At 65.5% G+C, this 21,908-nt stretch carries 23 protein-coding genes; 13 read left to right on the top strand and 10 right to left on the bottom strand.

Annotated elements, in window-relative coordinates:
- Window positions 1–96 precede the first annotated feature (96 nt).
- The 7 genes from O3300_RS14165 (at window position 97) to O3300_RS14135 (ending at window position 5,332) form a co-directional block, all read left to right on the top strand.
- Window positions 97–702 (top strand): hypothetical protein, encoded by a 606-nt coding sequence (locus tag O3300_RS14165; protein WP_305053312.1) that lies wholly within the window; start codon window positions 97–99, stop codon window positions 700–702.
- A gap of 133 nt (window positions 703–835) precedes the next feature.
- Window positions 836–1,534, top strand: a complete 699-nt coding sequence (locus tag O3300_RS14160) for a DUF2325 domain-containing protein (protein WP_369812299.1) — start codon at window positions 836–838, stop codon at window positions 1,532–1,534.
- A 59-nt stretch (window positions 1,535–1,593) separates the two neighbouring features.
- Window positions 1,594–2,430, top strand: a complete 837-nt coding sequence (locus O3300_RS14155) for a TlpA disulfide reductase family protein (protein ID WP_305053310.1) — start codon at window positions 1,594–1,596, stop codon at window positions 2,428–2,430.
- Window positions 2,431–2,551: 121 nt separating this feature from the next.
- Window positions 2,552–2,827, top strand: coding sequence for a metal/formaldehyde-sensitive transcriptional repressor (locus O3300_RS14150; RefSeq protein ID WP_099664637.1), 276 nt, complete (start codon window positions 2,552–2,554; stop codon window positions 2,825–2,827).
- A gap of 10 nt (window positions 2,828–2,837) precedes the next feature.
- The gene (dmeF, locus tag O3300_RS14145; protein WP_305053309.1) at window positions 2,838–3,803 is read left to right on the top strand and encodes a CDF family Co(II)/Ni(II) efflux transporter DmeF; all 966 of its coding nucleotides are present in this window, start codon (window positions 2,838–2,840) and stop codon (window positions 3,801–3,803) included.
- A 91-nt stretch (window positions 3,804–3,894) separates the two neighbouring features.
- Entirely contained in the window at window positions 3,895–4,236 is a 342-nt protein-coding gene (locus O3300_RS14140) for a zinc ribbon domain-containing protein YjdM (protein ID WP_034784061.1), read from the top strand.
- Window positions 4,237–4,303: 67 nt separating this feature from the next.
- Window positions 4,304–5,332, top strand: coding sequence for an RNA methyltransferase (locus O3300_RS14135; RefSeq protein WP_305053308.1), 1,029 nt, complete (start codon window positions 4,304–4,306; stop codon window positions 5,330–5,332).
- Here O3300_RS14135 and O3300_RS14130 read toward each other — a convergent pair.
- Together O3300_RS14130 and O3300_RS14125 are read right to left on the bottom strand one after the other, a co-directional pair.
- A complete protein-coding gene (locus O3300_RS14130) occupies window positions 5,329–5,733 on the bottom strand; it encodes a hypothetical protein (protein WP_305053307.1) in 405 nt (134 codons plus the stop codon). The two genes, O3300_RS14135 and O3300_RS14130, sit on opposite strands and share 4 nt — an antisense overlap.
- Window positions 5,734–5,795: 62 nt before the next feature.
- On the bottom strand, window positions 5,796–6,023 hold the full coding sequence (locus O3300_RS14125) for a protein L (RefSeq protein ID WP_099664633.1): 228 nt from the start codon (window positions 6,021–6,023) through the stop codon (window positions 5,796–5,798).
- Between the two features lie 125 nt (window positions 6,024–6,148).
- Here O3300_RS14125 and O3300_RS14120 point away from each other — a divergent pair, with 125 nt between their 5' ends.
- Window positions 6,149–6,826: a phosphoribosylanthranilate isomerase gene (locus tag O3300_RS14120; RefSeq protein WP_305053306.1), complete on the top strand. Its 678-nt coding sequence runs from the start codon at window positions 6,149–6,151 to the stop codon at window positions 6,824–6,826.
- On the opposite strand, the gene O3300_RS14115 is transcribed toward O3300_RS14120, so the two are convergent.
- The 7 genes from O3300_RS14115 to O3300_RS14085 form a co-directional block, all read right to left on the bottom strand.
- Entirely contained in the window at window positions 6,823–7,728 is a 906-nt protein-coding gene (locus tag O3300_RS14115) for a LysR family transcriptional regulator (RefSeq protein ID WP_305053305.1), read from the bottom strand. The two genes, O3300_RS14120 and O3300_RS14115, sit on opposite strands and share 4 nt — an antisense overlap.
- 198 nt (window positions 7,729–7,926) lie before the next feature.
- Complete coding sequence (locus O3300_RS14110) at window positions 7,927–8,442, bottom strand: 4'-phosphopantetheinyl transferase superfamily protein (protein WP_305053304.1); 516 nt, start codon at window positions 8,440–8,442, stop codon at window positions 7,927–7,929.
- A gap of 21 nt (window positions 8,443–8,463) precedes the next feature.
- Complete coding sequence (locus O3300_RS14105; RefSeq protein WP_305053303.1) at window positions 8,464–12,519, bottom strand: Pls/PosA family non-ribosomal peptide synthetase; 4,056 nt, start codon at window positions 12,517–12,519, stop codon at window positions 8,464–8,466.
- Between the two features lie 148 nt (window positions 12,520–12,667).
- A complete protein-coding gene (locus O3300_RS14100; RefSeq protein ID WP_305053302.1) occupies window positions 12,668–13,375 on the bottom strand; it encodes an anaerobic ribonucleoside-triphosphate reductase activating protein in 708 nt (235 codons plus the stop codon).
- Window positions 13,365–13,565 (bottom strand): anaerobic ribonucleoside-triphosphate reductase, encoded by a 201-nt coding sequence (gene nrdD, locus O3300_RS14095; RefSeq protein WP_092712624.1) that lies wholly within the window; start codon window positions 13,563–13,565, stop codon window positions 13,365–13,367. The genes O3300_RS14100 and nrdD overlap by 11 nt, the downstream gene beginning before the upstream one ends.
- Window positions 13,562–15,310 (bottom strand): ribonucleoside triphosphate reductase, encoded by a 1,749-nt coding sequence (locus tag O3300_RS14090; RefSeq protein WP_305053301.1) that lies wholly within the window; start codon window positions 15,308–15,310, stop codon window positions 13,562–13,564. The genes nrdD and O3300_RS14090 overlap by 4 nt, the downstream gene beginning before the upstream one ends.
- A 123-nt stretch (window positions 15,311–15,433) precedes the next feature.
- Window positions 15,434–15,844 carry a hypothetical protein gene (locus O3300_RS14085; RefSeq protein WP_305053300.1) on the bottom strand — a complete coding sequence of 137 codons (411 nt, stop codon included), beginning with the start codon at window positions 15,842–15,844 and terminating at the stop codon, window positions 15,434–15,436.
- A gap of 164 nt (window positions 15,845–16,008) precedes the next feature.
- Between O3300_RS14085 and O3300_RS14080 the strand changes: the two genes are divergently transcribed.
- The 3 genes from O3300_RS14080 to O3300_RS14070 are packed head-to-tail and all read left to right on the top strand — an operon-like array spanning window position 16,009 to window position 18,509.
- Complete coding sequence (locus O3300_RS14080) at window positions 16,009–17,043, top strand: peptidase U32 family protein (protein WP_289906743.1); 1,035 nt, start codon at window positions 16,009–16,011, stop codon at window positions 17,041–17,043.
- A 9-nt stretch (window positions 17,044–17,052) separates the two neighbouring features.
- Entirely contained in the window at window positions 17,053–17,949 is an 897-nt protein-coding gene (locus O3300_RS14075; RefSeq protein WP_034783050.1) for a U32 family peptidase, read from the top strand.
- Window positions 17,950–17,969: 20 nt separating this feature from the next.
- Complete coding sequence (locus O3300_RS14070; RefSeq protein ID WP_289899053.1) at window positions 17,970–18,509, top strand: SCP2 domain-containing protein; 540 nt, start codon at window positions 17,970–17,972, stop codon at window positions 18,507–18,509.
- A gap of 23 nt (window positions 18,510–18,532) precedes the next feature.
- Here O3300_RS14070 and O3300_RS14065 read toward each other — a convergent pair whose 3' ends face one another.
- Window positions 18,533–18,796 carry a heavy-metal-associated domain-containing protein gene (locus O3300_RS14065; protein WP_077402408.1) on the bottom strand — a complete coding sequence of 88 codons (264 nt, stop codon included), beginning with the start codon at window positions 18,794–18,796 and terminating at the stop codon, window positions 18,533–18,535.
- A 248-nt stretch (window positions 18,797–19,044) separates the two neighbouring features.
- On the opposite strand from O3300_RS14065, the gene O3300_RS14060 reads away from it, so the two are divergent.
- Both O3300_RS14060 and aspT read left to right on the top strand, forming a co-directional pair.
- Window positions 19,045–19,911: an ABC transporter substrate-binding protein gene (locus O3300_RS14060; protein ID WP_305053299.1), complete on the top strand. Its 867-nt coding sequence runs from the start codon at window positions 19,045–19,047 to the stop codon at window positions 19,909–19,911.
- A gap of 261 nt (window positions 19,912–20,172) precedes the next feature.
- Entirely contained in the window at window positions 20,173–21,855 is a 1,683-nt protein-coding gene (aspT, locus tag O3300_RS14055; protein WP_305053298.1) for an aspartate-alanine antiporter, read from the top strand.
- The last annotated feature ends 53 nt before the right edge of the window (window positions 21,856–21,908 follow it).

The following is a 21,908-nucleotide window of genomic DNA, read 5'->3' as shown; positions in this document are numbered from 1 at the left end:
CCATTGCAAAAAATACTGCGAAATATTGCTTAAAAGCAATAATGTGGCGTGCTGTGCCTGTTTTTCGGCAGCCGTCCCCCGTGAACCGGAGCAAGAATGAATACAATGAAATACGCGGCTGCCGCCGTGCTGTGTGCCAGCCTGTCGCCCCCCATGGCGACGGCATCCCCCGTCGAACCACCGTTTCTCGATGTGCTCGTCCATCAGTACGCCAGTTGCGTCCAACCCGCCTATCACCAGGCCGAGCTGCGGGTACAGGACGGGACGGGGCGCTACCAGATCGACGTCAAGGGCGAGGCTTACACGGTCGAATTGCAGGAGCGCATGGGCTTTTCGCTGCAGGCGGGCATTGACGGTCCCGTGGCAGCCGTCGTCAAGCTGGACCGGCCGCCAACGGGGCAGTTCGGGGAGCAGGCGCGCTGGCGCGAACGCTGGCTGCGCGATGTGGCCGAGCGCAGCGGCGTGGCGCTGGAAGAGCGGGCGCTGGCCGGTGGCGCGCGCCTGCTGATCGTGAACAAGGGCGAGATCAAGGGCAATTATGTGGGCCAGTCCCTGCTGATCGATCCGGCGCGGCTGTTGTTCATCGATGTGGCGTGGCCGAACACGCTGGGGATCTATCGTGGCCCCGACGGCTTGCGGCATGTGCGGCAGGTGCAGGACGACGTATGGCAACGCCTGCTGTCTTGCCCGCCGGCTGCGTGACGCTGGCGGCCGCCGCATACCCCTACTGCGCGCACGCGCATAGACAAATAATAATGATTCTCATTTATAATTAGAATCCATGGGGGTGCGATGGGCTGGCGCCATGGCGCCACGGTCGGTGAAGGAGGGCATGATGGGCAGTGTGTATGGCAACGAAGACATGATCGCGCACGAGCATCGCGTGCTGATGGGGGAATATGGCCGCGCGCAGGCGCGCTGCAGTGCGCAACTGGCTGCGCAGGCGGCCCGCATCGTGCAGCTGGAGTCGGAATTGATGCGCGCGCGGGCGCAGGTCGTGATCCGCGATACCCGGCTGGCGCTGGCGCGCGATGAACTGGCCGAACTGGCGGCCAGCGTGCCGGGCTTGCCGACGCGCGCCCGGCTGGCCCGCCGGGTCGAGTGGCTCGGCGAACGGGTGCAGGACCTGATGCGCGAATTGCTGCGCCTGCAGTGGCTGCCCGCGCCTTCCGCCGTGCCCGTGCCTGCCTTGCAGGCCGACGTGCGCGAAAAAGCCGTGCTATATGTAAGCAACTATTCAAGCCTGGAGCTTGGCCAGGACGCGGGTGGCGCCAACGTGGCGCAGCAAGCCATCGAGCAGGCCGGCGGGCGCTTCCTGCACCATGCCGGTGGCGACGATGGCGCCGACGATGCGGCGGCGCTGGAGGCGGGCCTGGTGGCGGCCGACCTGGTGATTTGCCAGACGGGCTGCGTCAGCCACGACGCCTACTGGCGCGTGCACGACCACTGCAAGCGCACGGGCAAGCAGTGCGTGCTGGTGGACCAGCCGCAAGCCATGCATTTCGTGCGCAAGGAAGCGCTGGCCGCTTCTTAACGCCCGCTTAATCCGCATCGGGCAGAATGGCCGTCCATTCGACGTTATAAAGAGCGCCCATGCTGTCCCTGCAAATCGGCCCCCTGGCCCTGCCTACGGGCCTGGTCCTGCTGATCGTTTCCCTGTGCGTCGCCTACGGCGCGGCGTGGTCGCTACGGCGCTATCGCCAACTGCCGGACGCCGGTCCCCTCGTTTCCGACATGCTGATTGCCGGCCTGCTGGCGGCGCGACTGGCATTCGTCTTGCGCTGGCACGAACAGTATTTCAGCTCCCCCTTGGCGGTGCCCTGGTCCATCCTCAACATCCGCGATGGCGGCTTCATGGCGCCGGCCGGCATCGCCGCCGCGCTGGCCATCGCCGCGTGGCGCTGCCGGCGTCCCGCCATGGCGGCCATGCGCTGGCCTCTCGCCATCAGTGTGGCGTCGGGTGCGCTGGCATGGGGCGTGCTGAGTGCGGGGATATCGCTGGCCTACGACAAGCCGGCGGCCTTGCCGGCCATGGCGCTGCAGGCGCTCGATGGCGCGCCGGTGACCCTGGCGGCGCTGGCCGGCGGCAAGCCGCTGGTGGTCAATCTGTGGGCCAGCTGGTGCCCGCCGTGCCGGCGCGAGATGCCCGTGCTGGCTGCCGCGCAGCAGGCGCGCACCGATATCGTCTTCGTGTATGCGAACCAGCGCGAGAATGCGGCTGCGGCCAGCGCTTTCCTGGACAGGAGCGGCGTGACCCTGCGCAATGTGCTGCTCGACAGCGAGGCGGCGCTGGGCAAGGCGGCCGGTTCCTCGGCCCTGCCCACCACCCTGTTCTATGACGCGCAGGGGCGCCTGGTCGATACGCACCTGGGCGAATTGTCCGACGCTTCGCTGGCCAGCAAGCTGCAAAAGATCGCGCCGGCGCCATAGCGCCCGTTCCTGCCTGAATAAGCCGCCCATCCGCGAGGATGCGCGGCTTTTTTAACGCCTTGCCGCATGCGGCGCGCTTTCTGATAGTATACCCCCCTATAGTATTTATCGGAGTGGAACCATGGGACACACGGCGCACAACAAGACCAAGCTGCTGAACAGGATCAAACGCATCAAGGGGCAGGTGGAAGGGCTGGAACGGGGCCTGGAAGAGGGGCGCGACTGCGGCGAAGTGCTGCAGTTGATCGCGGCCGTGCGCGGCGCCGTGAATGGCCTGATGGCTGAAGTCATCGAAGAACACCTGCGCGAGCACGTGGCCAGTCCCGATATCTCCGGCGACGAGCGGGCCAGGGGCGCCGACGACATCGCGGGCATCCTGCGCACCTACCTCAAATAAGGAGCACGTCATGCAAACGCCATCCATCAAGGAAGACCTGTCCGCCTGGCAGCATGAACACGTGTTTGGCGCCGCCAGCGACAAGGCGGAACGCCGCGCGCGCATCGTCATGTGGATCACCCTGGCCACCATGGTGCTGGAAATCGTCGCCGGCTGGTGGTACAACTCCATGGCCCTGCTGGCCGACGGCTGGCATATGAGTTCGCACGCGCTGGCCATCGGCCTGGCCGCGTTTGCGTATGCGGCCGCGCGCCGCTATGCGCGCGACCCGCGCTTTGCCTTCGGCACGTGGAAGATCGAAGTGCTGGCCGGCTACACGAGCGCCATCCTGCTGCTGGGCGTGGCCGTGCTGATGGTGGCCGCTTCCGTCGAGCGCCTGTTCTCGCCGCAGCCCATCCACTATCCGCAGGCGATGGCGGTGGCGGCTTTCGGCCTGGCTGTCAACCTCGTGTGCGCGCTGATCCTCGGCGGGCACCACGACCATGGCCACGAGCACGGGCATCATGACCATCACGGTCACCATGAGCACCATGGCCACGGCGAAGACTTGAACATGAAGGCCGCGTACATCCACGTGCTGGCCGACGCCGCCACATCCGTCCTGGCCATCCTTGCGCTGGCCGGCGCGTGGGCTTACGGCTGGAGCTGGCTCGATCCCGTGATGGGCATCGCGGGCGCCGCGCTGGTGGCGCTGTGGGCGAAAAAACTGATGCAGGAGACGGGCAAGGTCTTGCTGGACCGAGAAATGGACCATCCGGTGGTGGATGAAATCCGCGAGGCGGTGGAAGTGGAAAGCGCCGGCGACACGCCGCGCATCGTCGACCTGCATGTGTGGCGAGTCGGCAAGCAGCTGTATTCGTGCGCCTTGTCCGTCGTCAGCCGCGACCCCTCGCTGACAGGTGCCGAGCTGCGCGCGCGCATCGGCATCCACGAGGAAATTGTCCACAGCACCATCGAGATTATTCGCCGTCCTTGACAATGATGGCGAAAAAAGCGCGCTGATGCGGGGCGTAGGCACTATACTGTCGGCTTTTACAGCACGCGCTGTTCACCAGACAGAGAATAAAATGAGCACATTACCACCATGCCCGCAATGCAAGTCCGAATTCACGTACGAAGATGGCAGCCAGTTGATCTGCCCTGAATGCGCGCATGAATGGTCGGCCACGGCTGGCGAAGCGGCGGAAGAGGGCGCTCGCGTGTATCGCGATGCGGCCGGCAATATCCTGCAGGACGGCGACACGGTCAGCGTCATCAAGGACTTGAAACTGAAGGGCGGCGGCGGTGTCGTCAAGATGGGCACCAAGGTCAAGAACATCCGCCTGGTCGACAGCGACCACGATATCGACTGCAAGATCGACGGCTTCGGTTCCATGAGCCTGAAAACCGAGTTCGTGAAAAAGGTCTAAGCCTTTTCCTTGCCATTCGCGGCGCGCCTCGCATTCCTGCCGGCGCGCCGTTTTTTATTCAGAATCCATGCAAATCGATCATCTCCGCCAGCGCCTGCGCGCCCTGGGCGCCAAGCCCCTGCACGAACAGCGCGTGCTGCGCGACTGGATACAGGCGCAGCCGCACGATCAGGGCCGGCGCCGCGCCGAGGATTTTTTGCCGCTGCCCGTGCGCGAGGCCTTGCCCGCGCTCGACCTGGAATTGCAGGGCATGCTGAAATTGCTCAGCACCCACCCGGGCGCCGACGGTTCCGCGCGCCTGCTGGTGGGGTTGCACGATGGCCAGACGGTGGAGAGCGTGCTGCTGCCGCGCGATGGCTTGTGCGTGTCCAGCCAGGTCGGTTGCGCCGTCGGCTGCCAGTTCTGCATGACGGGCCGCGACGGCTTGATCCGGCAGGTGACCAGTGGAGAAATTGTCGCGCAGGTGGTGCTGGCGCGTACCTTGCGCCCGGTGAAAAAAGTCGTCTTCATGGGCATGGGCGAACCGGCGCATAACCTGAACAACGTGATGGAAGCGATCGACCTGCTGGGCACCGAGGGCAATATCGGCCACAAGAACCTCGTGTTTTCCACCGTGGGCGACCCGCGCGCCTTCGAGCGCCTGCCGCAAGGTCGCGTCAAGCCGGCGCTGGCCCTGTCCCTGCATACGACGAAGCGAGAGCTGCGCGAACAGCTGCTGCCGCGCGCGCCCAGGCTCACCCCGCAGGAACTGGTGGACTTTGGCGAGTCGTATGCGCGCCTGACGGGCTACCCGGTGCAGTACCAGTGGACCCTGATGGAAGGCGTCAACGATGGCGAAGACGAGATGGATGGCATCGTTGAACTCTTGAAGGGGAAATATGCGGTGCTGAACATGATCCCGTATAACACCATAGCCGACTTGCCGTTCCAGCGCCCCAGCTGGGAAAAGGCACGGGCGATCGCCGCCGCCCTGCACGCGCGCGGCGTACTGACCAAATTGCGCGATTCGGCCGGGCAGGACGTGGAGGGCGGCTGCGGACAGTTGCGGGCGCGCGAAGCGAAGGGCCGGGTCATTCCCATCCGCGCCGGCGTCTAGACACCACCCAGCAAGTCGTTTTCATTCAGGATTGCAAACGCGATTTCGGGATGCGCGGCCAGGCAGCGGCGTACGGCGGCCGGAATGGCGGCGCGCGTCTTGCGGCACAGGCCGGGCCGCTCCAGCAGACGGATCTGGAAACCGCGCACGGTGCGCACTTCGCCGCTGCCCGGTGTAATCTGCAATTCCACGCCCAGGTTGTCGCGCAAGCGCTGCTGCAGATTCCGCAACTGCGCATGGGTGGCGATGCCCTCGATATGCGCCAGCAGGCGCTTTTCTTCCGTCAGGTTCAGGCGCAGGATGGCAAGGTCCGCCTGCGGATCGTCGAGCAGGCGCTCGCGTTCGCAGTCGCACAACTGCGGCGGGCACTCCTTGCGGATTTCAAAGTCGACGATGCGCATACGCGGCTTCCAATGGCGATCCCGGATAAATCAAGTATCGTCCGCCACCTGGCGCCTGTCAATCAGCGCGGGCTGACGATCAGGCGCCAGCGGATCGGCCCCTGCTCGCTGTTGTGCTGATGGTGATTTTGCGGCGGCATGACGTGGCCTTCCGTCGAGACGATTTCGTGCGCGCAGCCGTCGCAGCGGTAGATGCCCGAATACGGCACGGCGTCGCCCGGTGACGTCAGTTCATCGAAACGCGGGTGCATGGAGCGGGCCACATAGCTGGGGTTCTTGTAGTCGGCCATGGATTCCTCGGGAAGTGGGCAGGCCCCATTCTGGCACACAATCGCGCGCGGGCTTGACCGCGTATCTTGGCGCGCGCGCCGCCCTGTGTTGTAATGTTGATCATCCCGATTGAACACGCCAGGCCATGAGAACCCGCATCAAGATTTGCTGTATCGCTTCCATCGACGAAGCGCAACTGGCCATTGCCGCCGGCGCCGACGCGCTGGGCCTGGTGGCGGCCATGCCGTCTGGCCCTGGCCCGATTCCCGATGCGCGCATCGCGCAAATCGCCGCCTGGACGCCGCCGCCCGTGGCCACGTTCCTGCTGACGTCCGAGACGACGGCGCCATCCATCGCCGAGCACGTGCGCGCCACGCAGCCGTCCACCGTGCAGATCGTCGGGCATATCGACCCGGACGAGGTGGCTGAACTGGCGCGCTTGCTGCCGCACGTGCGGCGCGTGCAGGTGATCCACGTGGAGGGGCCCGAGGCTTTGGCGCTGATCCCCGCCTATGCGCCCCACGTCCATGCGTTTTTGCTCGACTCGGGCCGTCCCGGCGCTGCCGTGCCTGAACTGGGCGGCACGGGCCGTACGCACGACTGGAGCATCAGCGCGCGCTTCGTGCGCGCCAGCCCCCGTCCCGTCTTCCTGGCCGGCGGGCTGGACGCCACCAACGTAGCCGATGCGCTGCGCCAGGTACGCCCCTACGGCATCGACCTGTGCTCGCGCGTACGCACGGATGGCAAGCTCGATGTCATGAAGCTGGCCTTGCTGATGGCGGCCGTGCGCGACGCGGATGCGGCGCTGTATGCGGAAGGCTAATCGGCCGGCAGCTTGGCCATCTCGTGCACGAATGCTTCCGTGAACGCGGCCACCATGTCGCCAGCGGCGCGCGGCGAGATCAATCCCACGACGGAATGCGATTCCTCGTCCGGCAAGGGAATAAAACGCACGCCGGGAGGTGCCACCAGGCGCATGCTGTCCGGGACGATGGCGATGCCCATGTTCGCTTCGATCAGGTTCAGCTGCGAAGTCTTGCGCGACAGGGCGCGCGCCGCCTTCGGGAAGAATCCCTGCGCTAGGCACAGGCCCGCCACCAGGTAGCTGAGGCCTCCCCGGTCCTTGTGCGGGATCGAGACGAAGGCTTCGTCGCGCAGGGCGGTGATCGTCGTGCGTTCCAGCGCGGCCAATGGCGACATCGCTGACACGGCCACCACCAGCTTTTCCGCGTACAGTTCGCGTACGACGATGTTGGCATGCTTGCGCAAGGTGGGCAGGCGCACGAGGCCCAGGTCGGCGCGGCCTTCCTCGATGTCTGCCGCCTGGTTTTCCGACGATCCCTTGGAGATATCCAGCGAAACGCCGGGGAACTGCGCCAGCAGGCGGTTCAGTACGGCGCCGATGGCGGGCGTGAGGGTGACGGAACTCGAATGCAGCAGGCGGATGATGCCTTGCGCCCCTTGCCCCACGTGGCGGGTCTGGCGCACGGTTTCGTCGATATCTTCGAGGATGCGTTTGGCCCGCTCATAAAAGACCTGTCCCGCAGGCGTCAGTTCGATATGGCGCGCGTCGCGCGTCAGCAGCAGCGCCTGCACCTCGCCCTCCAGCTCCTTGATCTGCCGGCTCAGGGCCGATTGCGCGATATATAATTTTTCCGCCGCGCGCGAGTAGCTGCCCGCATCGACGACTTCGACAAAATAGCGGAACTGTCTGATGGAAATCAATCGTATGCCTTTTCGAGATCGGTGACTGCCTGATTTGATATTAGCCTGGCCCCGGGGTTCGCGTTACAGTGGCCTGGTCTGCTGTCACTGCAAAGGAATGGCCATGCTGGAATTGATCGGGGTGCTGGGACTGCTCGTCAGTATTATTGTAAAACTGATTTTCGTCCAGATCGGCGCGGCGGCCGAGGGCAAGGAAGACTAGTATGCCAGGGTCGCCACATACGGAGCCGCCAAGCTCAAAGGCTGCAGGCGGCAAGCTGGCGCGGCTCCGTCCCATTCCGCCAGCGGCAAGCCCGCGCACTTGAGCGCCGCCTCGCGCGCCGTCCACGCTTGCGCCAGGGCCAAGGGGCGTTGAGCATCGGGCAATGAAGCCAGCTCCTGTGTCACCTGCGGCCCCAGGTAATCGCGCGCCAGATTGCACCAGTCGGCAATAGCCTGCACCCGCATCACGTCAAGGCCGACAGGGCCGTGCAGATGGACGGCGGCCAGTGAGATGCCCTCGTCATGGGTCAATGACAAACCCGCTGGGCGGCCGGCCAGCAGCAGGCGCGGGGCCTGGCCAGGCGTCGACTCCACCGAAATCGCCTCGATGTCCAGCTTCAGCCACTGGGCTAGCGCCTCGCGCACGGCGGCGCGGATGCGCAAGCGGGCTTCGGCGCGCGGCAGCACGGCGCCGATGCCGATCACCAGCACGCCGTTTCCAGACCAGAGCACCGTACGATTCATCGACTGCGATCAGCTGCGCAGCGGCGCGGCCGGGCAGCCCGCCCAGTTGCTGCCGGCGGGGATGTGCTCGCCCTTCATTACCAGGGTCAACGGTCCCAGGCGCGCATTGTCGCCCACCTTGGCGCTGTACAGCACGGAGCTGCGCGGACCCATGTAGACGCGCTGGCCGATTTCCACGTGGTCGATCTTCATCACGCGGTCTTCGAACAGATGCGTTTGCGGGCAGGTGAGGGCGTTCAATTCGCTGTAGTCGCCGATGTGCACGCAGTCAAATTCCGTGATGTCCGTCGTGTCCATGTAGACGCCGCGGCCGATCTTGCAGCCGAACAGGCGGAAGGCGAGAGGCAGCCACGGCGTGCCGCGCAAGTAGCGCATGAAGTTGGGCACGGCGATGCCTTCGTACAGATTCGTCACGCCTTCCGAAATCCACACGAACGGCGTCCACATGGGCGCCGCGTGCTTGCGGTAGCGTCCCAGCAGCAGCCACTTGAACAGCACCACCACCAAAAAATTGCCGATGCCGTAGGCCAGGCCGGCGATGGCCAGGTCGCCCACCACCTCGCCCCAGCGCCCGGCGCCCGCGATCGGCATCACGTCCAGCACCAGGGTATAGCCGACGGCGATCACCACCGCGTGCGGCGCGACGATGCGGAACGCTTCGATCAGGCTGCGGCCCAGGCGGCGCAACAGCGATGGCTTGAACGTCAGGTGCTCGGCAAAGCCGCTGACCTGTTCGCGCGCGGGCAGGTGCATGGGCGGGGAGCCCAGCCAAGTGTCGCCGCTATGCATCTGCTCATTGCGCGGCGCATGCGTGTGCACGCCGATCAGCACGTGTTCGGGCAGCGTGGTGCCGTCCGGGATGTAGCTGCCGTTGCCGACAAAGCTGCGGTGCGAGATGACGGTGGGACGCATGGTCATCCAGCCGCCGTCGATCTGTTCGTCGCCCAGCATGACGGCGTCGGCGATGAAGGTGTCGTCGCCCAGGGTCAGCATGTCGGGCACCACGCCCAGCGCCGTGGAAATCTCGGCGCCCTTGCCCACCTTGGCGCCCAGCAGGCGGTACCAGTAGGGCGCGTAGACGGTGGCGTAAATCCCGTGCAGGACGTTCAGGCTCGATTCCTGGATATGGCTGACCAGCCACTTGGCGCAATAGATATTGCTGTGCACGGGCGAACTGCCCGGCTTCAAGCGGGGCAGCGCGCCCCAGCGGATGGCGGCCGACAGCAGTGCCGTCAGCACGATCAGCACGGCGCTGGCGGGGAAGGCCAGCAGGAAGTAGCGGGCCAGCTGGGTCGTCACGTCGCGTCCCTGCAGCCACGGCATCATTTCGCGCTCGTCGAACCAGTCGATCAGCACGAAGCTGGGGAAGACGGGCATGAAGAACAGCACGGCGATGAGGACCATGCCAAAGCAGAAGAACAGGGTTTCGCCCGTCAGGCGCAGGCGCGAGACGGCGGGGCGCGGCGGCTGGCTAGCCACGTCAAACGGGCCGATATCGCGCGCGGGCGAGCCAGTCCAGACTCTGCCGGCCGGCACCGAGGCGCCATCGGCGAGCGCCGATTGTCCCTCCAGGTGGCCAAACGCGCCCACGCTGGTATTGCCTTCCAGGATAGCGTAAGAGCTGATGCAGGCATCGTCGCCGATGCGGATCTGGCCCAGCAACAGGCGGCCCCGCTCGACCCTGGCGTTTTCAAAGTTGACGGCATTACCCACGCTGACGTTGTCGCCGATGGCCAGCAGGTCAGGCGCGCGCAGGGTCATCGAGCCGATGACGACTTCCTTGCCCACCTTGGCGCCCAGCGCACGCAGCCACCAGCTGTTCAGGGACGAGCCGCTGAGCAGGTAGGCGGGCGCCGATTCGACCAGGCGGTCTGCCAGCCACCAGCGGTAGTAGGTGACGCCCCACAGCGGATAGCTGCCCGGCTTCAGGCGCCCGGCGATCAGCCACTTGCCGGCAATCGCAATGGCAAATTCGGCCAGCGTCGCCAGCAGGAATACGCCGATCGAGGCAGCGATGGCGCGCGGCACCGTATCGCCCGTGTCGCCCGTGAAGAAGTGGTAAGTGAAGAAGGGCGCCATCCACTGCGCCATGCGCAGGGTGACGAGGCCAGGCACGGCCGCCGCCTGCGCGGCGCCGCACAGCCAGCGCTTCCAGGTCGATGGCGGCGTCCATTCCGCTTCCGGGGTGGCCAGCGCAGGCGCTTCACCCAGCACGGCGGCGATCTTGCCGATCTGCCGGTTCTGGTAAATGTCGCGCACCGTCATGTGGGCGTAGGCCGGATCGGCGCGCAGGGCGGATGCGAGGCGCGCAGCCAGGAAGGAATGGCCACCGAGGTCGCTGAAAAAATCCAGCTGGCGCAAGATCGCCTGGCCAGGAAACAGCTTGGCCAGCGCCGCGAACAGGGCCGCTTCGGCCGGCGTTTCCGGCACGTCCGATTCGCCCGCCTCGCCTGCGGGCGGCGTGGCCAATGGCATGGCCTTTAATGCTTTCCGGTCGATCTTGCCGGAAGTGAGGCGCGGCATCAGCGGCAGCAATTCAAAGCGGCCCGGCACCATATACGGCGGCAAATGCAGGTTCAGGGCAGTGCGCAGGGTTTTCGCCGCCAGGGCGTCCTCGGGCGCCTCGTCGCTGCCGACGATATACGCCACCAGCTGGTCGATGCCGTCGTCCTTGCGCAGCAATACTGCCACCGTGCCCACGCCCGCCTGCTGCGCCAGCACGGCTTCGATCTCGCCCAGCTCCACGCGGAAGCCGCGAATTTTCACCTGGTCGTCGGCGCGGCCCAGGCACAGCACCTGGCCGTCCGCATCGATGCGCGCCAGGTCACCCGTGCGGTACAGGCGCGCGTCATCGTCGCTGGTCGCCCAGGGATTGGGCAGGAATTTTTCCACCGTCAGGTCGGGCCGGCCCAGGTAACCCTCGGCCAGGCCGGGGCCGATGATGCACAATTCTCCCGTCTCGCCGCGAGGCAGCAGGGCCAGGGGACGGTTTTCTCCCGCTTCGGCCACCTGCAGCACCAGCAAGCCATAGTTGGGCAGCGGCGTGCCGATGGTGACCGGTTCGCCGGGCCGCAGGCGCGCCAGGCTGCACGAGACGGTGGCCTCCGTAGGGCCATAGGTGTTGAACATGGCGCGGCCCGGACGCGACCAGCGTTCGACCAGCGACTCCGGGCACATCTCGCCGCCCAGGTTGATCAGGCGCAGGCTCGGTACTTCCTCGGCGAACAGGGCCAGCAGGGTCGGCACCGCGTGCAGAACGGTGACCTTGTTCTCTGTCAGGGCGCGCGGCAAGGCTTCCGGGTCGCCCGAGATATCCTTGGGGCCCAGCCACAGGGTGGCGCCCACCAGGTAGGCGATCCAGATTTCCTCGAACGACATGTCGAAGGCGACGGAAAAGCCCTGGTAGACGGTATCGTCCTGCGTCACTTCCAGCACGGCGTTTTCGCTGCGCAGGAAGTGGCAGATGCTGCGTTGATTGATCAGGATACCCTTCGGTTTTCCCGTGGAGCCGGACGTATAGATGACGTACGCCGGGTGTTCGGGCAGCACGGCGCCGCGCGCGGGCAGCACTTCGCCCGGCGCGGCGGGCGCCAGCAGGCTTTCCGCCGTCCACACGGGGCGGCCCACGCTGGCCTCCGCCAGGCGTGGCGCGAAATGCGCGCAGCTGACGACGCCGGCGCCATTGGCGTCATCGAGGCACACTTGCAGGCGCTCGACGGGCGTGTCTTCATCGACGGGCAGCCAGGCGGCACCCGCCTTGGCGATGGCCGCCTGCATCAGCAGCAAATGGGCGCCGCGCGGCAGCCACAGGCCCACGATGTCGCCCGGCTTCACGCCGGCCGCCACCAGGCGCGACGCGGCCAGGCCCGCCTGGGCATCGAGTTGCGCATACGTGATGCGGCGCGCGCCATCGATCAGGGCGATTTGCTGCGGGCAGCGGCGGGCCGTCGCTTCCAGCAGGTCGGCCAGCACTTCCTCGCGCAGCAAATCCGGTCGCGGCGGGCCGTACAGGATGTCGGCATGGGTGGAAGGGGTGCCTGGGCTGGCTGCGGTGAAATCGTTCATGGATGACGCTTATCTGTAATGCGGTGTGAGGAATCTGACGGGCTGCGCGTGGTGCGCAGCACAGTTGATACATTACAGCACGCAAGACATTTCAGCGTTGCAGAACGGGGAATTTTGCGGGGCTTTCCGAAATAATCTGCTTGTCGGCTCAACTGCCATGGTTACGGAATGTAAAACGGGGAAACATGGCGCCGATTTGCGCCACCGTGCGCGCCGCCGGATAGCCGTGCAGGGGGCGCCCGGACAGTGCCGCATCCGCGCAGCCTTCGGCGCGGAATTGCTGCAGCACGTAGTTATCGACGCCTTTGGCGGCCAGAGTGGAGGCCAGGGCCAGCAGCTGGTCGTCCGGCAGCAGGTCCGGATGGGTGGTGGTGCGGCATTCGTAGGCCACGCCGCTGGCGAGGATGGCGTCCAGGCAGGCGCGCGCCGGGTCGCCGCTGCCGGCCACGCGGGTCACATGTCGATAGTCGGCAAACGGCGCCTTGATGTCGAAGCCCACCCAGTCGACCAGGGGCAGCACTTCCTGCAGGCGCTGCGGATAGATGCAGGCCGTGTGCAGGCCGATGCCGAAACCCAGTTCCCTGACGTCCTGCATGGCGCGGCCCAGCGCCGGATCCATGCACGCTTCGCCGCCGCTGAAGACGACGGCGTCGACCAGGCCCGTTCTGCGGCGCAGCCAGGTCAGGACGTCCTGCCACGGCATGGCGCCTTCCGGCGTGCGCGCCTGCAGGTGCGGATTGTGGCAATAGCCGCAACGCCAGGGGCAGCCCTGCACGAACACCACCGCCGCCAGTTTTCCTGGATAGTCGGTGGCGGAAAAGGGCGTCAGGCCGCCCACCTTCAATTCAGCCGCCATGGCAGGCGGGCTGGCCAACCCGGGCGCTCGCTTCCGTAAAATACTGGCGCTCGTGGAATTCGCCCTGCTTGCCGATGTTGAACGAGGCGACGGGGCGGTGGTAGCCCATCACGCGCGTCCAGATTTCGCAGCGCTGGCGTTCCGTATCGAGCAGGGTGATGGCGGGAGTGAAGTCGGGACGTGCATTCATGGCGTTTCCTCAAGTGATGGAGCAGGTTGGGCTTGCTTGCGGGCAATGAGCTCCGCATCGCAGGTGGGACAGAATTCATGCTTGCCGGCCAGGTAGCCGTGGCGCGGGCAGATGGAAAACGTGGGCGTGACCGTGATGTAGGGCAGCGAAAAGCGGCTCAGCGCGCGTTTCACCAGTTCGCGGCAGGCGTTCGCGTCGGACAGTGCTTCCGTCATGTACAGGTGCAGCACCGTGCCGCCCGTGTATTTGCGCTGCAGCACATCCTGTAATTCCAGCGCCTCGAACGGGTCGTCCGTGTGGCCCACGGGCAGTTGGGACGAATTCGTGTAGTACGGGTTGTCGACGGTGCCCGCCTGCAGGATGGCGGGATAGCGCTTGCGGTCTTCGCGGGCGAAACGGTAGGTCGTGCCTTCGGCCGGCGTCGCTTCCAGGTTGTACATATGGCCCGTCTCTTCCTGGAAGGCCACCATGCGGGCGCGCACGTGGTCGAGCAGGCGCACGGCCAGCGCGTGGCCTTCTGGCGTCGTGATGTCCCAGGCGTCGCCGCTGAAATTGCGGATCATCTCGTTGATGCCGTTCACGCCCAGGGTGGAAAAGTGGTTGCGCAGGGTGCCCAGATAGCGTTTCGTGTACGGGAACAGGCCTTGCTGCATCAATTCCTCGATGGTGCGGCGCTTGATTTCCAGGCTGGTCTTGCCCAGTTCCAGCAGGCGGTCCAGGTCGGCCATCAAGGCTGGCTCGTCGCCGCGCCACAGGTGGCCCAGGCGCGCGCAGTTGATCGTCACCACGCCCAGGGAACCCGTCTGCTCGGCGGAACCGAACAGGCCATTGCCCCGTTTCAGCAGTTCGCGCAAGTCCAGCTGCAAGCGGCAGCACATGGAGCGGATCATGTTCGGCTTGAGTTCCGAATTGATGAAATTCTGGAAGTAGGGCAGGCCGTAGCGGGCCGTCATTTCGAACAGGCGTTCGGCGTTTTCGCTATGCCAGTCGAAATCCTCGGTGATGTTGTAGGTGGGGATGGGGAAGGTAAACACGCGTCCCTTGGCGTCGCCCGCCATCATGATCTCGATGTAGGCGCGGTTGATCATGTCCATTTCCGCCTGCAGTTCGCCATAGCTGAAGTCCATCTCCTGGCCGGCGATGACGGGAATCTGCTCGCGCAGGTCGTCCGGGCAGACCCAGTCGAAGGTGAGGTTGGTGAACGGCGTCTGCGTGCCCCAGCGCGATGGCACGTTGAGGTTGAAGATCAGTTCCTGCATGTACTGGCGCACGTCTTCGTAGCGCAGGCTGTCCTTGCGGATGTAGGGCGCCATATAGGTGTCGAAGGAGCTGAACGCCTGCGCGCCGGCCCACTCGTTTTGCAGCGTGCCGAGAAAATTGACGATCTGGCCGATGGCGCTCGACATATGTTTCGGCGGACCGGACTCGATCTTGCCCGGCACGCCATTCAAGCCTTCATGCAGCAGGGTGCGCAGCGACCAGCCGGCGCAATAGCCGGCCAGCATGTCGAGGTCGTGGATGTGCAGCGCCGCTTCGCGGTGCGCCGCGCCCACTTCCGGCGGATAGACCTGGTCCAGCCAGTAGTTGGCGATGACCTTGCCCGACACGTTGAGTATCAGGCCGCCCAGCGAGTAACCCTGGTTGGCGTTGGCGTTGACACGCCAGTCGCGCCGGTCCAGGTATTCATTGATGGACGCGGCGACATCGACCTGGCCGCGTGTGGGGGAAACTGCATTTGTCGTCATGAAACCTCCAATAAACACAACATGTGGTGTTTTTATGGAGATTAATCACTAAATATAGTGGCGTCAAAGGGCGCGTGCAGTGGCATGACGAATCCTTGATGCAGGTGAAAAAAGCGCCCCCGTTTACTTTTTCAGGCGGCCCTGGCGCAGGATGAAGGCGCTCGCGGCGAAGTAGGCGGCGCCGCAGACGGCGATGCTGAGGATGGAGGCGGGCAGCACGTGCGCCCAGATTTCCCGCGCCGAGAAGGTGCTCCAGCTGGCCACGCGCGCGTCGAACGTGACGTAATTGGCCAGCAGCCAGTAGAGGGCCAGCAGTCCCGTGCAGATGGCGGCCTGGCGCGTCACGGGCATGGCGCGGCGCGCGAAGACGGCTTGCAGGAACAGCAGCAGCACGCCCGGATACGCGCCCAGTACTTCGGGCGACAGCACGGAGAGCGCCTCGGCGTCGTAGCCTTCCGTGGGGGAGGCCCACTGCACCTGCAGCACGGTGAGGAACAGGGTGAGCAGAAAGATCAGCAGCGGTTTGCGGGGCATGGCGGGCAATCGAAGAGGGAGAAAAGGGGGCATTTTACAGCCAGGTCAAGCAAGTTGAACGCGCACCAGCCATGCATGCATTCCTTCACCTGCGTCAAGGACTGGGCAGCCTGGGCGGGGCTATAGTCTGCACCCTGAGCCGATACAGGACTGTGAACACCATGATGCTTGAATCAACCACCGCCACCCGCGTGGCCGGACCGCTGGAACTGGTCTGCCCCGCCGGCAGCCTGCCTGCCTTGAAAGCGGCCATCGACAATGGCGCCGACACCGTTTACCTGGGTTTTCGCGACGCCACCAATGCGCGCAATTTCGCCGGCCTCAATTTCGACGAGAAGGCCATCGCCGAGGGCGTGCGCTACGCCCACCAATATGGGCGCAAGGTGCTGCTGGCGCTGAACACCTATCCGCAGCCGCACAACTGGGCCGTGTGGCGCAGCGCCATCGACCGCGCCGCCGATGCCGGCATCGACGCCATGATCGTGGCCGATCCGGGCTTGATGGCGTATGCGGCCCAGCACCACCCGCAGCTGCGCCTGCACTTGTCCGTGCAAGGTTCGGCCACCAACTACGAAGCCATCAATTTTTACCATGAACACTTCGGCATCGCCCGCGCCGTGCTGCCGCGCGTGCTGTCGATGGCGCAGGTGGAGCAACTGATCGCCAAGACGGAAGTCGAGATCGAAGTGTTCGGCTTCGGCAGCCTGTGCGTGATGGTCGAAGGACGCTGCGCGCTGTCGTCGTATGCGACGGGCGAGGCGCCGAACACCCACGGCGTGTGCTCGCCGGCGAAATCCGTGCGCTGGCTGGAAACGCCGAACGGCCTCGAGTCGCGCCTGAACGGCGTGCTGATCGACCGCTATGCGCCCGGCGAAAACGCCAGCTATCCCACCCTGTGCAAGGGGCGTTTCGAAGTCAATGACGAAGAGTATTACGCCATCGAGGAACCGGCCAGCCTGAATACCCTGGCGCTGCTGCCGCAGCTGATCGCCATGGGCGTGCGCGCCGTGAAGATCGAAGGGCGCCAGCGCAGCCCCGCGTACGTGGCGCAGGTCACGCGCGTGTGGCGCGAAGCGATCGACGCCTGCCGCGAAGGCAATGCGCGCTATGCCGTCAAGCCGGGCTGGATGGCGGCCATGGACAAGCTGGCCGAAGGCCAGCAGCACACCTTGGGCGCTTACCACAGATCTTGGAAATAGAGGATGAACATGCTGAAGCTTTCACTGGGCCCTTTGCTGTACTACTGGCCGCGCGCCACCGTCTTCGAGTTTTACCAGCAGATCGCCGGTACCGCCGTCGATATCGTCTACCTGGGCGAAACCGTCTGCTCGCGCCGGCATGAGGTGCGCCTGGCCGACTGGCTCGATATCGCGGACATGCTGGCCGCCGCCGGCAAGGAAGTGGTGCTGTCGACGCAGGCGCTGATCGAGGCGGGCGCCGAACTGGCGACCCTGCGCCGCATCACGGGCAATGGCCGCTACGGCGTCGAGGCCAACGACATGGGCGCCGTGCACTGCATGGAAAAGGGCACGTCCTTCGTCGCCGGTCCCCATCTGAACCTGTTCAATGGCCCCAGCCTGCAATTGCTGGCGCGCCTGGGCGCGCGGCGCTGGGTGATGCCGCTGGAAATGGGGCAGACGGCGCTGGCCGAGATGCAGCGCCAGAAGCCGGAAGGGCTGGAGACGGAAGTCTTCGCCTACGGGCGCATGCCGCTGGCGTTTTCCGCGCGCTGCTTCACGGCGCGCAACCGCAACCTGCCGAAGGACGATTGCGGCTACAGCTGCCTGGAAGAGCCGGACGGCCTGCTGCTGCGCACGCGCGACGAAGTGCCCTTCCTCGTACTGAATGGCACGCAGACGCAGTCGGCGCTCGTCTACAACCTGGTGCGCGAACTCGACGCCATGCGCGACATGGGCGTGGCGGTGGCGCGCATCAGCCCGCAGGCCATGCATACGGAACAGGTCATCGCCATCTTCGACCGCGCCCGCCGCGGCCAGGTCAGCGGCATCGGCGCCCAGGCTCAGCTGGCGGCCTGCCAGCCGGCCGGCGCCTGCGACGGCTACTGGCACGGCCAGCCCGGCATGGAACAGCACGCCGCCCATTGAACGCCTCGAAAGGAAGCACCATGCAAGATCAACTGGAAAGATTGCCCGTCCCGGCGCCGGTCCCCGCCCGTCCCGGCATGAGCAAGCCCGCAGTGTCGTACCGGCTGCCGGAACCGCTGGCCGAATTGCTGTCCAAACTGCCCCCGTATCCCGCCTCCTGGCTGTTCGTGCAGGGCTTGAACCGCCTGCTGGCGCCGCAATTGCCCGACGACGTGCGGCGCAGCCTGGAAGGGCGCAGCTTGCGCTTGCGGCTGCTGGACGCGGGCATCGCCTTCGACTTCGAGTGGCAGGGCACGGTGTTCGTGGCGGAGCGCTATGCGGACGTGCCGGACCTGTGCATCGCCGCCAGCGTGCATGATTTGATGCTGCTGGCGCGGCGCCAGGAAGATCCGGACACGCTGTTCTTCAGCCGCCGTTTGAGCCTGGAAGGCGACACGGAACTGGGCTTGCTGTTCAAGAATACGCTCGATGCCATCGAGTTGCCGCCATTCGACCTGCAGGCGCTGGGGCCGCGCCGCGTGCTGGCGCATCTGCGCGACCGGGGCGCGCGCGAAGGCTGAGCGGAAAAAGGGAGGGCGGGCGCTCAGTGGCGGCAGTGGCCGCAGGCGCCGCTGCACGAGGCCAGCTGTTCTTCATCCGTCGCCTCGCCCATGAAGCCGGCGTCATTGACGGCGGCCAGCAGGCGTTCCTGCGTGGCCAGCCGTTCGTCGAACTGCACCGTGGCGCCGTGGCGCGCCAGCGAGACGCACACGGTGGCCACGCCCGTGACGGCTTCGAGCGCGCCCGTCAGCCTGTCGGCGCAGCCTTCATGATCCATTCCGATAATATTCAAGCGTGCTGTCTGCATGGGTTCCTCTTGTTTTTCAGATAAAAAAACAGCGTAGGCGAGCCATGCGCATGCCGTCCAGAGCAGCACGCAAGATTTATTTTGTATTTGCGGTTTTATTGATCTGGATTAATCCCCAGCCCTGCGGGTCACCTTGAAAGTGCTGTTGTTTTGTACACAGTTGCCGTATTCCAGTCGACAAGCGTGCCCTGCTGCGCGATACTGTCATTCTGATAAGAACGCTATGACAGCGCTGGAAAGGAGGGGCCATGCAGCGCCGCCCCCTGCTCAAGCTTGCCGCCCTGTGGCCGTTGGGTGCGGCCGCCGGCGCGGTGCCGCCGCTGCCGCTCGTGTATCCGCGCCACCAGGCGCTCGATGATCCGCAGCAAGGTTATGTGACGGCCTTGCTGCAACAGGCGCTGGCCAGGTCGGGTCAGGCGTATGCCTTGCGCCGCTCCGAACTGCGCATGGTGCAGACGCGCGCGATGCAGGAAATCGCCACTGCGTCGGGCGGTGTCGACGTCGTCTGGGCCATGACGAGCCGCGCGCGCGAAACGCAATTGTTGCCGGTGCGCATCCCCATCGACCGCGGCCTGATCGGCTGGCGCGTGGCCCTGATCCAGGCCCGCCAGCCGCAACTGCTGCGCGGCGTGCGCAGCATCGCCGCCCTGGCGCGGCTGTCGGCCGGCCAGATGCGCGACTGGCCCGACTCCGCCATCCTGCAGGCGAATGGCTTGCGCCTCGATACCTCGAGTACCTACGAAGGCCTGTTCCAGCAACTGGCGGCAGGGCGCATCGATTACTTTCCCCGTTCCGTAATCGAGGCGCAAAGCGAACTGGCCAGCCATGCGCACTTGCCGCTGGCGCTCGACGCCCACCTGGTCATCCGCTACCCGGCCGCGCTGTACTTCTTTGTCGGCAAGCACAGGCCGGAACTGGCACGCCACATTGCAAGGGGATTGGAAAGCATGCTCGCCGATGGCAGTTTCGCGCAGCTGTTCCAGCGCCATTTCGGCCGCCTCGCGGACGGCCTGCAGCTGTCCCGGCGCCACGTGCTGGAGCTGGCCAATCCCGACTTGCCGGAGGAGACGCCGCTGGCGCGCAAGGCACTTTGGTATCGTCCAAAACATTACTAATAGTTTTGTTGATCAGTGTCAAACAGTGGCTTCAATCGTGCGCCCGATGTTTGATGAAACGCAAGGCGAGTTCAACAGAACACCTGTTGACACTTGTAAAATTTTCACCGAACATAATTCCTCGTAACAACATTTCTCCGGCGCAAGCGTTTATCGCAGGTGCCGTGCAGGAGTCGTGCGCCCGTTCCACAGCCAGCTGCCGCCAGCCGCCGAACGCGCTGTCCCCTTGTCACCATCCGTTATCTTTTCGAAGGTTCGTCCATGCTCGATTCGATCACGTCCGTATTGCACCAGGTGCCGGAACTGGCCCTGTTCCTGGCGCTGGCGCTCGGCTACGCGGCAGGGCAGATACGCTTCGGCCCCATCCAGCTGGGCGGCGTGTGCGGCACCCTGGTCGCCGCGCTGCTGATCGGCCAGCTGGGCATCACCCTGGACGCCAGCGTCAAGAATGTCTTCTTCATGCTGTTCATCTTTGCCCTCGGCTATGCGGGCGGTCCCCAGTTCTTTGCCAACCTGAATGCCAAGGGCTTGCGCCTGGGCCTGCTGTGCCTGATCGAAGTGGTGGTGGTGCTGGCGCTGGTGCTGCTGGCCACGCGCTTCCTGGGCCTGGACCAGGGCACGGCGGCCGGCATGATGGCGGGCGCGGCGACGGAGTCGGCCGTCGTCGGCACGGCCACGGACGCCATTTCGAAGCTGGCGCTGCCGGCCGCCCGCATCGCCGAGCTGCAGGCCAACGTCGTCACCGCGTATTCCATCACGTACATTTTCGGCCTGATCGCCATCGTCATCGTCACCAGCCAGATTTTTCCGCTGTTGCTGCGTGTCAACCTGCGCGAGGAAGCCGATAAGTTGTGGGAAAAGATGGGCGGCGCGCAGACCGACGGCGACGGCGTGCAGGCCACGCCGGAGATGGTGGGGCGCGCCTACCGCATCAGCCGCGGCGCGGGACGCCGCCTCGACGCCTTGCAGCATATCTTTGCGGGCCGCGCCAGCATCACGCGCGTGCGCCGGTATGGCAAGGTCTTGCCCTTGGAACCGGCATTGCGCCTGCGCAATAACGACGAAGTGCTGGTGATCGGCCACCGTCCCGCGCTGGTGGCGGCCGAAGCCATCCTGGGCGAGGAATTTGCCGATACGACGGGCTTGAACATGGCCGTCTCCGCCGTCGAAGTGGTGCTGCAGCAAGCCGCGCTGGTGGGCCAGCCCTTGCGCCAGTTGGCCTTGCCCTCCGGCGTGCACGTGGCGGCCGTCGTGCGTGGCGAGCACAGCATGCCGCCCTTGCCCGACCTGGCCCTGCAGCGCGACGACGTGCTGCGCCTGTACGGCACGACGGAAGGGCGCGAGCTGAACACGGCGCTGGCCGCCATCGGCAAGCGCGTGCCCACGGGCGACCGCAGCAATATCGTCTACGCCAGCATCGGCATCGTGCTGGGCGTGTATATCGGCGGCTTTTCCGCCAAGCTGGGCGGCATCCCGTTTTCGCTGGGCACGGGCGGCGGCGCCTTGCTGACGGGCCTCGTGTTCGGCTGGTACCAGGCGCGCAAGCCGGGCATGCAGGGCATCCCCTCCAGCGCGCTCGACATGATGAAGGATATCGGCCTGGCCACCTTCATCGCCTGCGTGGGCCTGGCGTCGGGGCCGCAGGCGATCGATCTGATCCGCCAGTACGGCCTGTCCTTGCCGCTGATGGGGGTATTGATCGCCGTCATCCCCGCCTCGCTGTCGCTGCTGGTGGGACACTTTTTCCTCAAGCTGGAAGCGCCCGTGCTGCTGGGCGCCATCGCCGGCCAGCAGTGCAGCACGCCGGCCCTGTCGGCCGTGCAGAATGCGGCCGGCAATTCCACGCCCTTGCTGGGCTACACGATCACCTATGCCATCTCGAACGTGGTGCTGCCCCTGCTGGGGCCGCTGATCGTGGCCCTGGCAGGGTCGGTGCACGCATGAGCAGCCAGCAAGGGCAAACGCAGTAAAGAATTCCTTCAACACGAAAGGCGGTC

The organism is Janthinobacterium sp. SUN206 (genome assembly GCF_030587305.1).
GTDB classification, from domain to species: domain Bacteria; phylum Pseudomonadota; class Gammaproteobacteria; order Burkholderiales; family Burkholderiaceae_D; genus Janthinobacterium; species Janthinobacterium kumbetense.
Note: the sequence above shows the minus strand (reverse complement) of the source record. Positions and strands in the feature narration are given on the sequence as shown.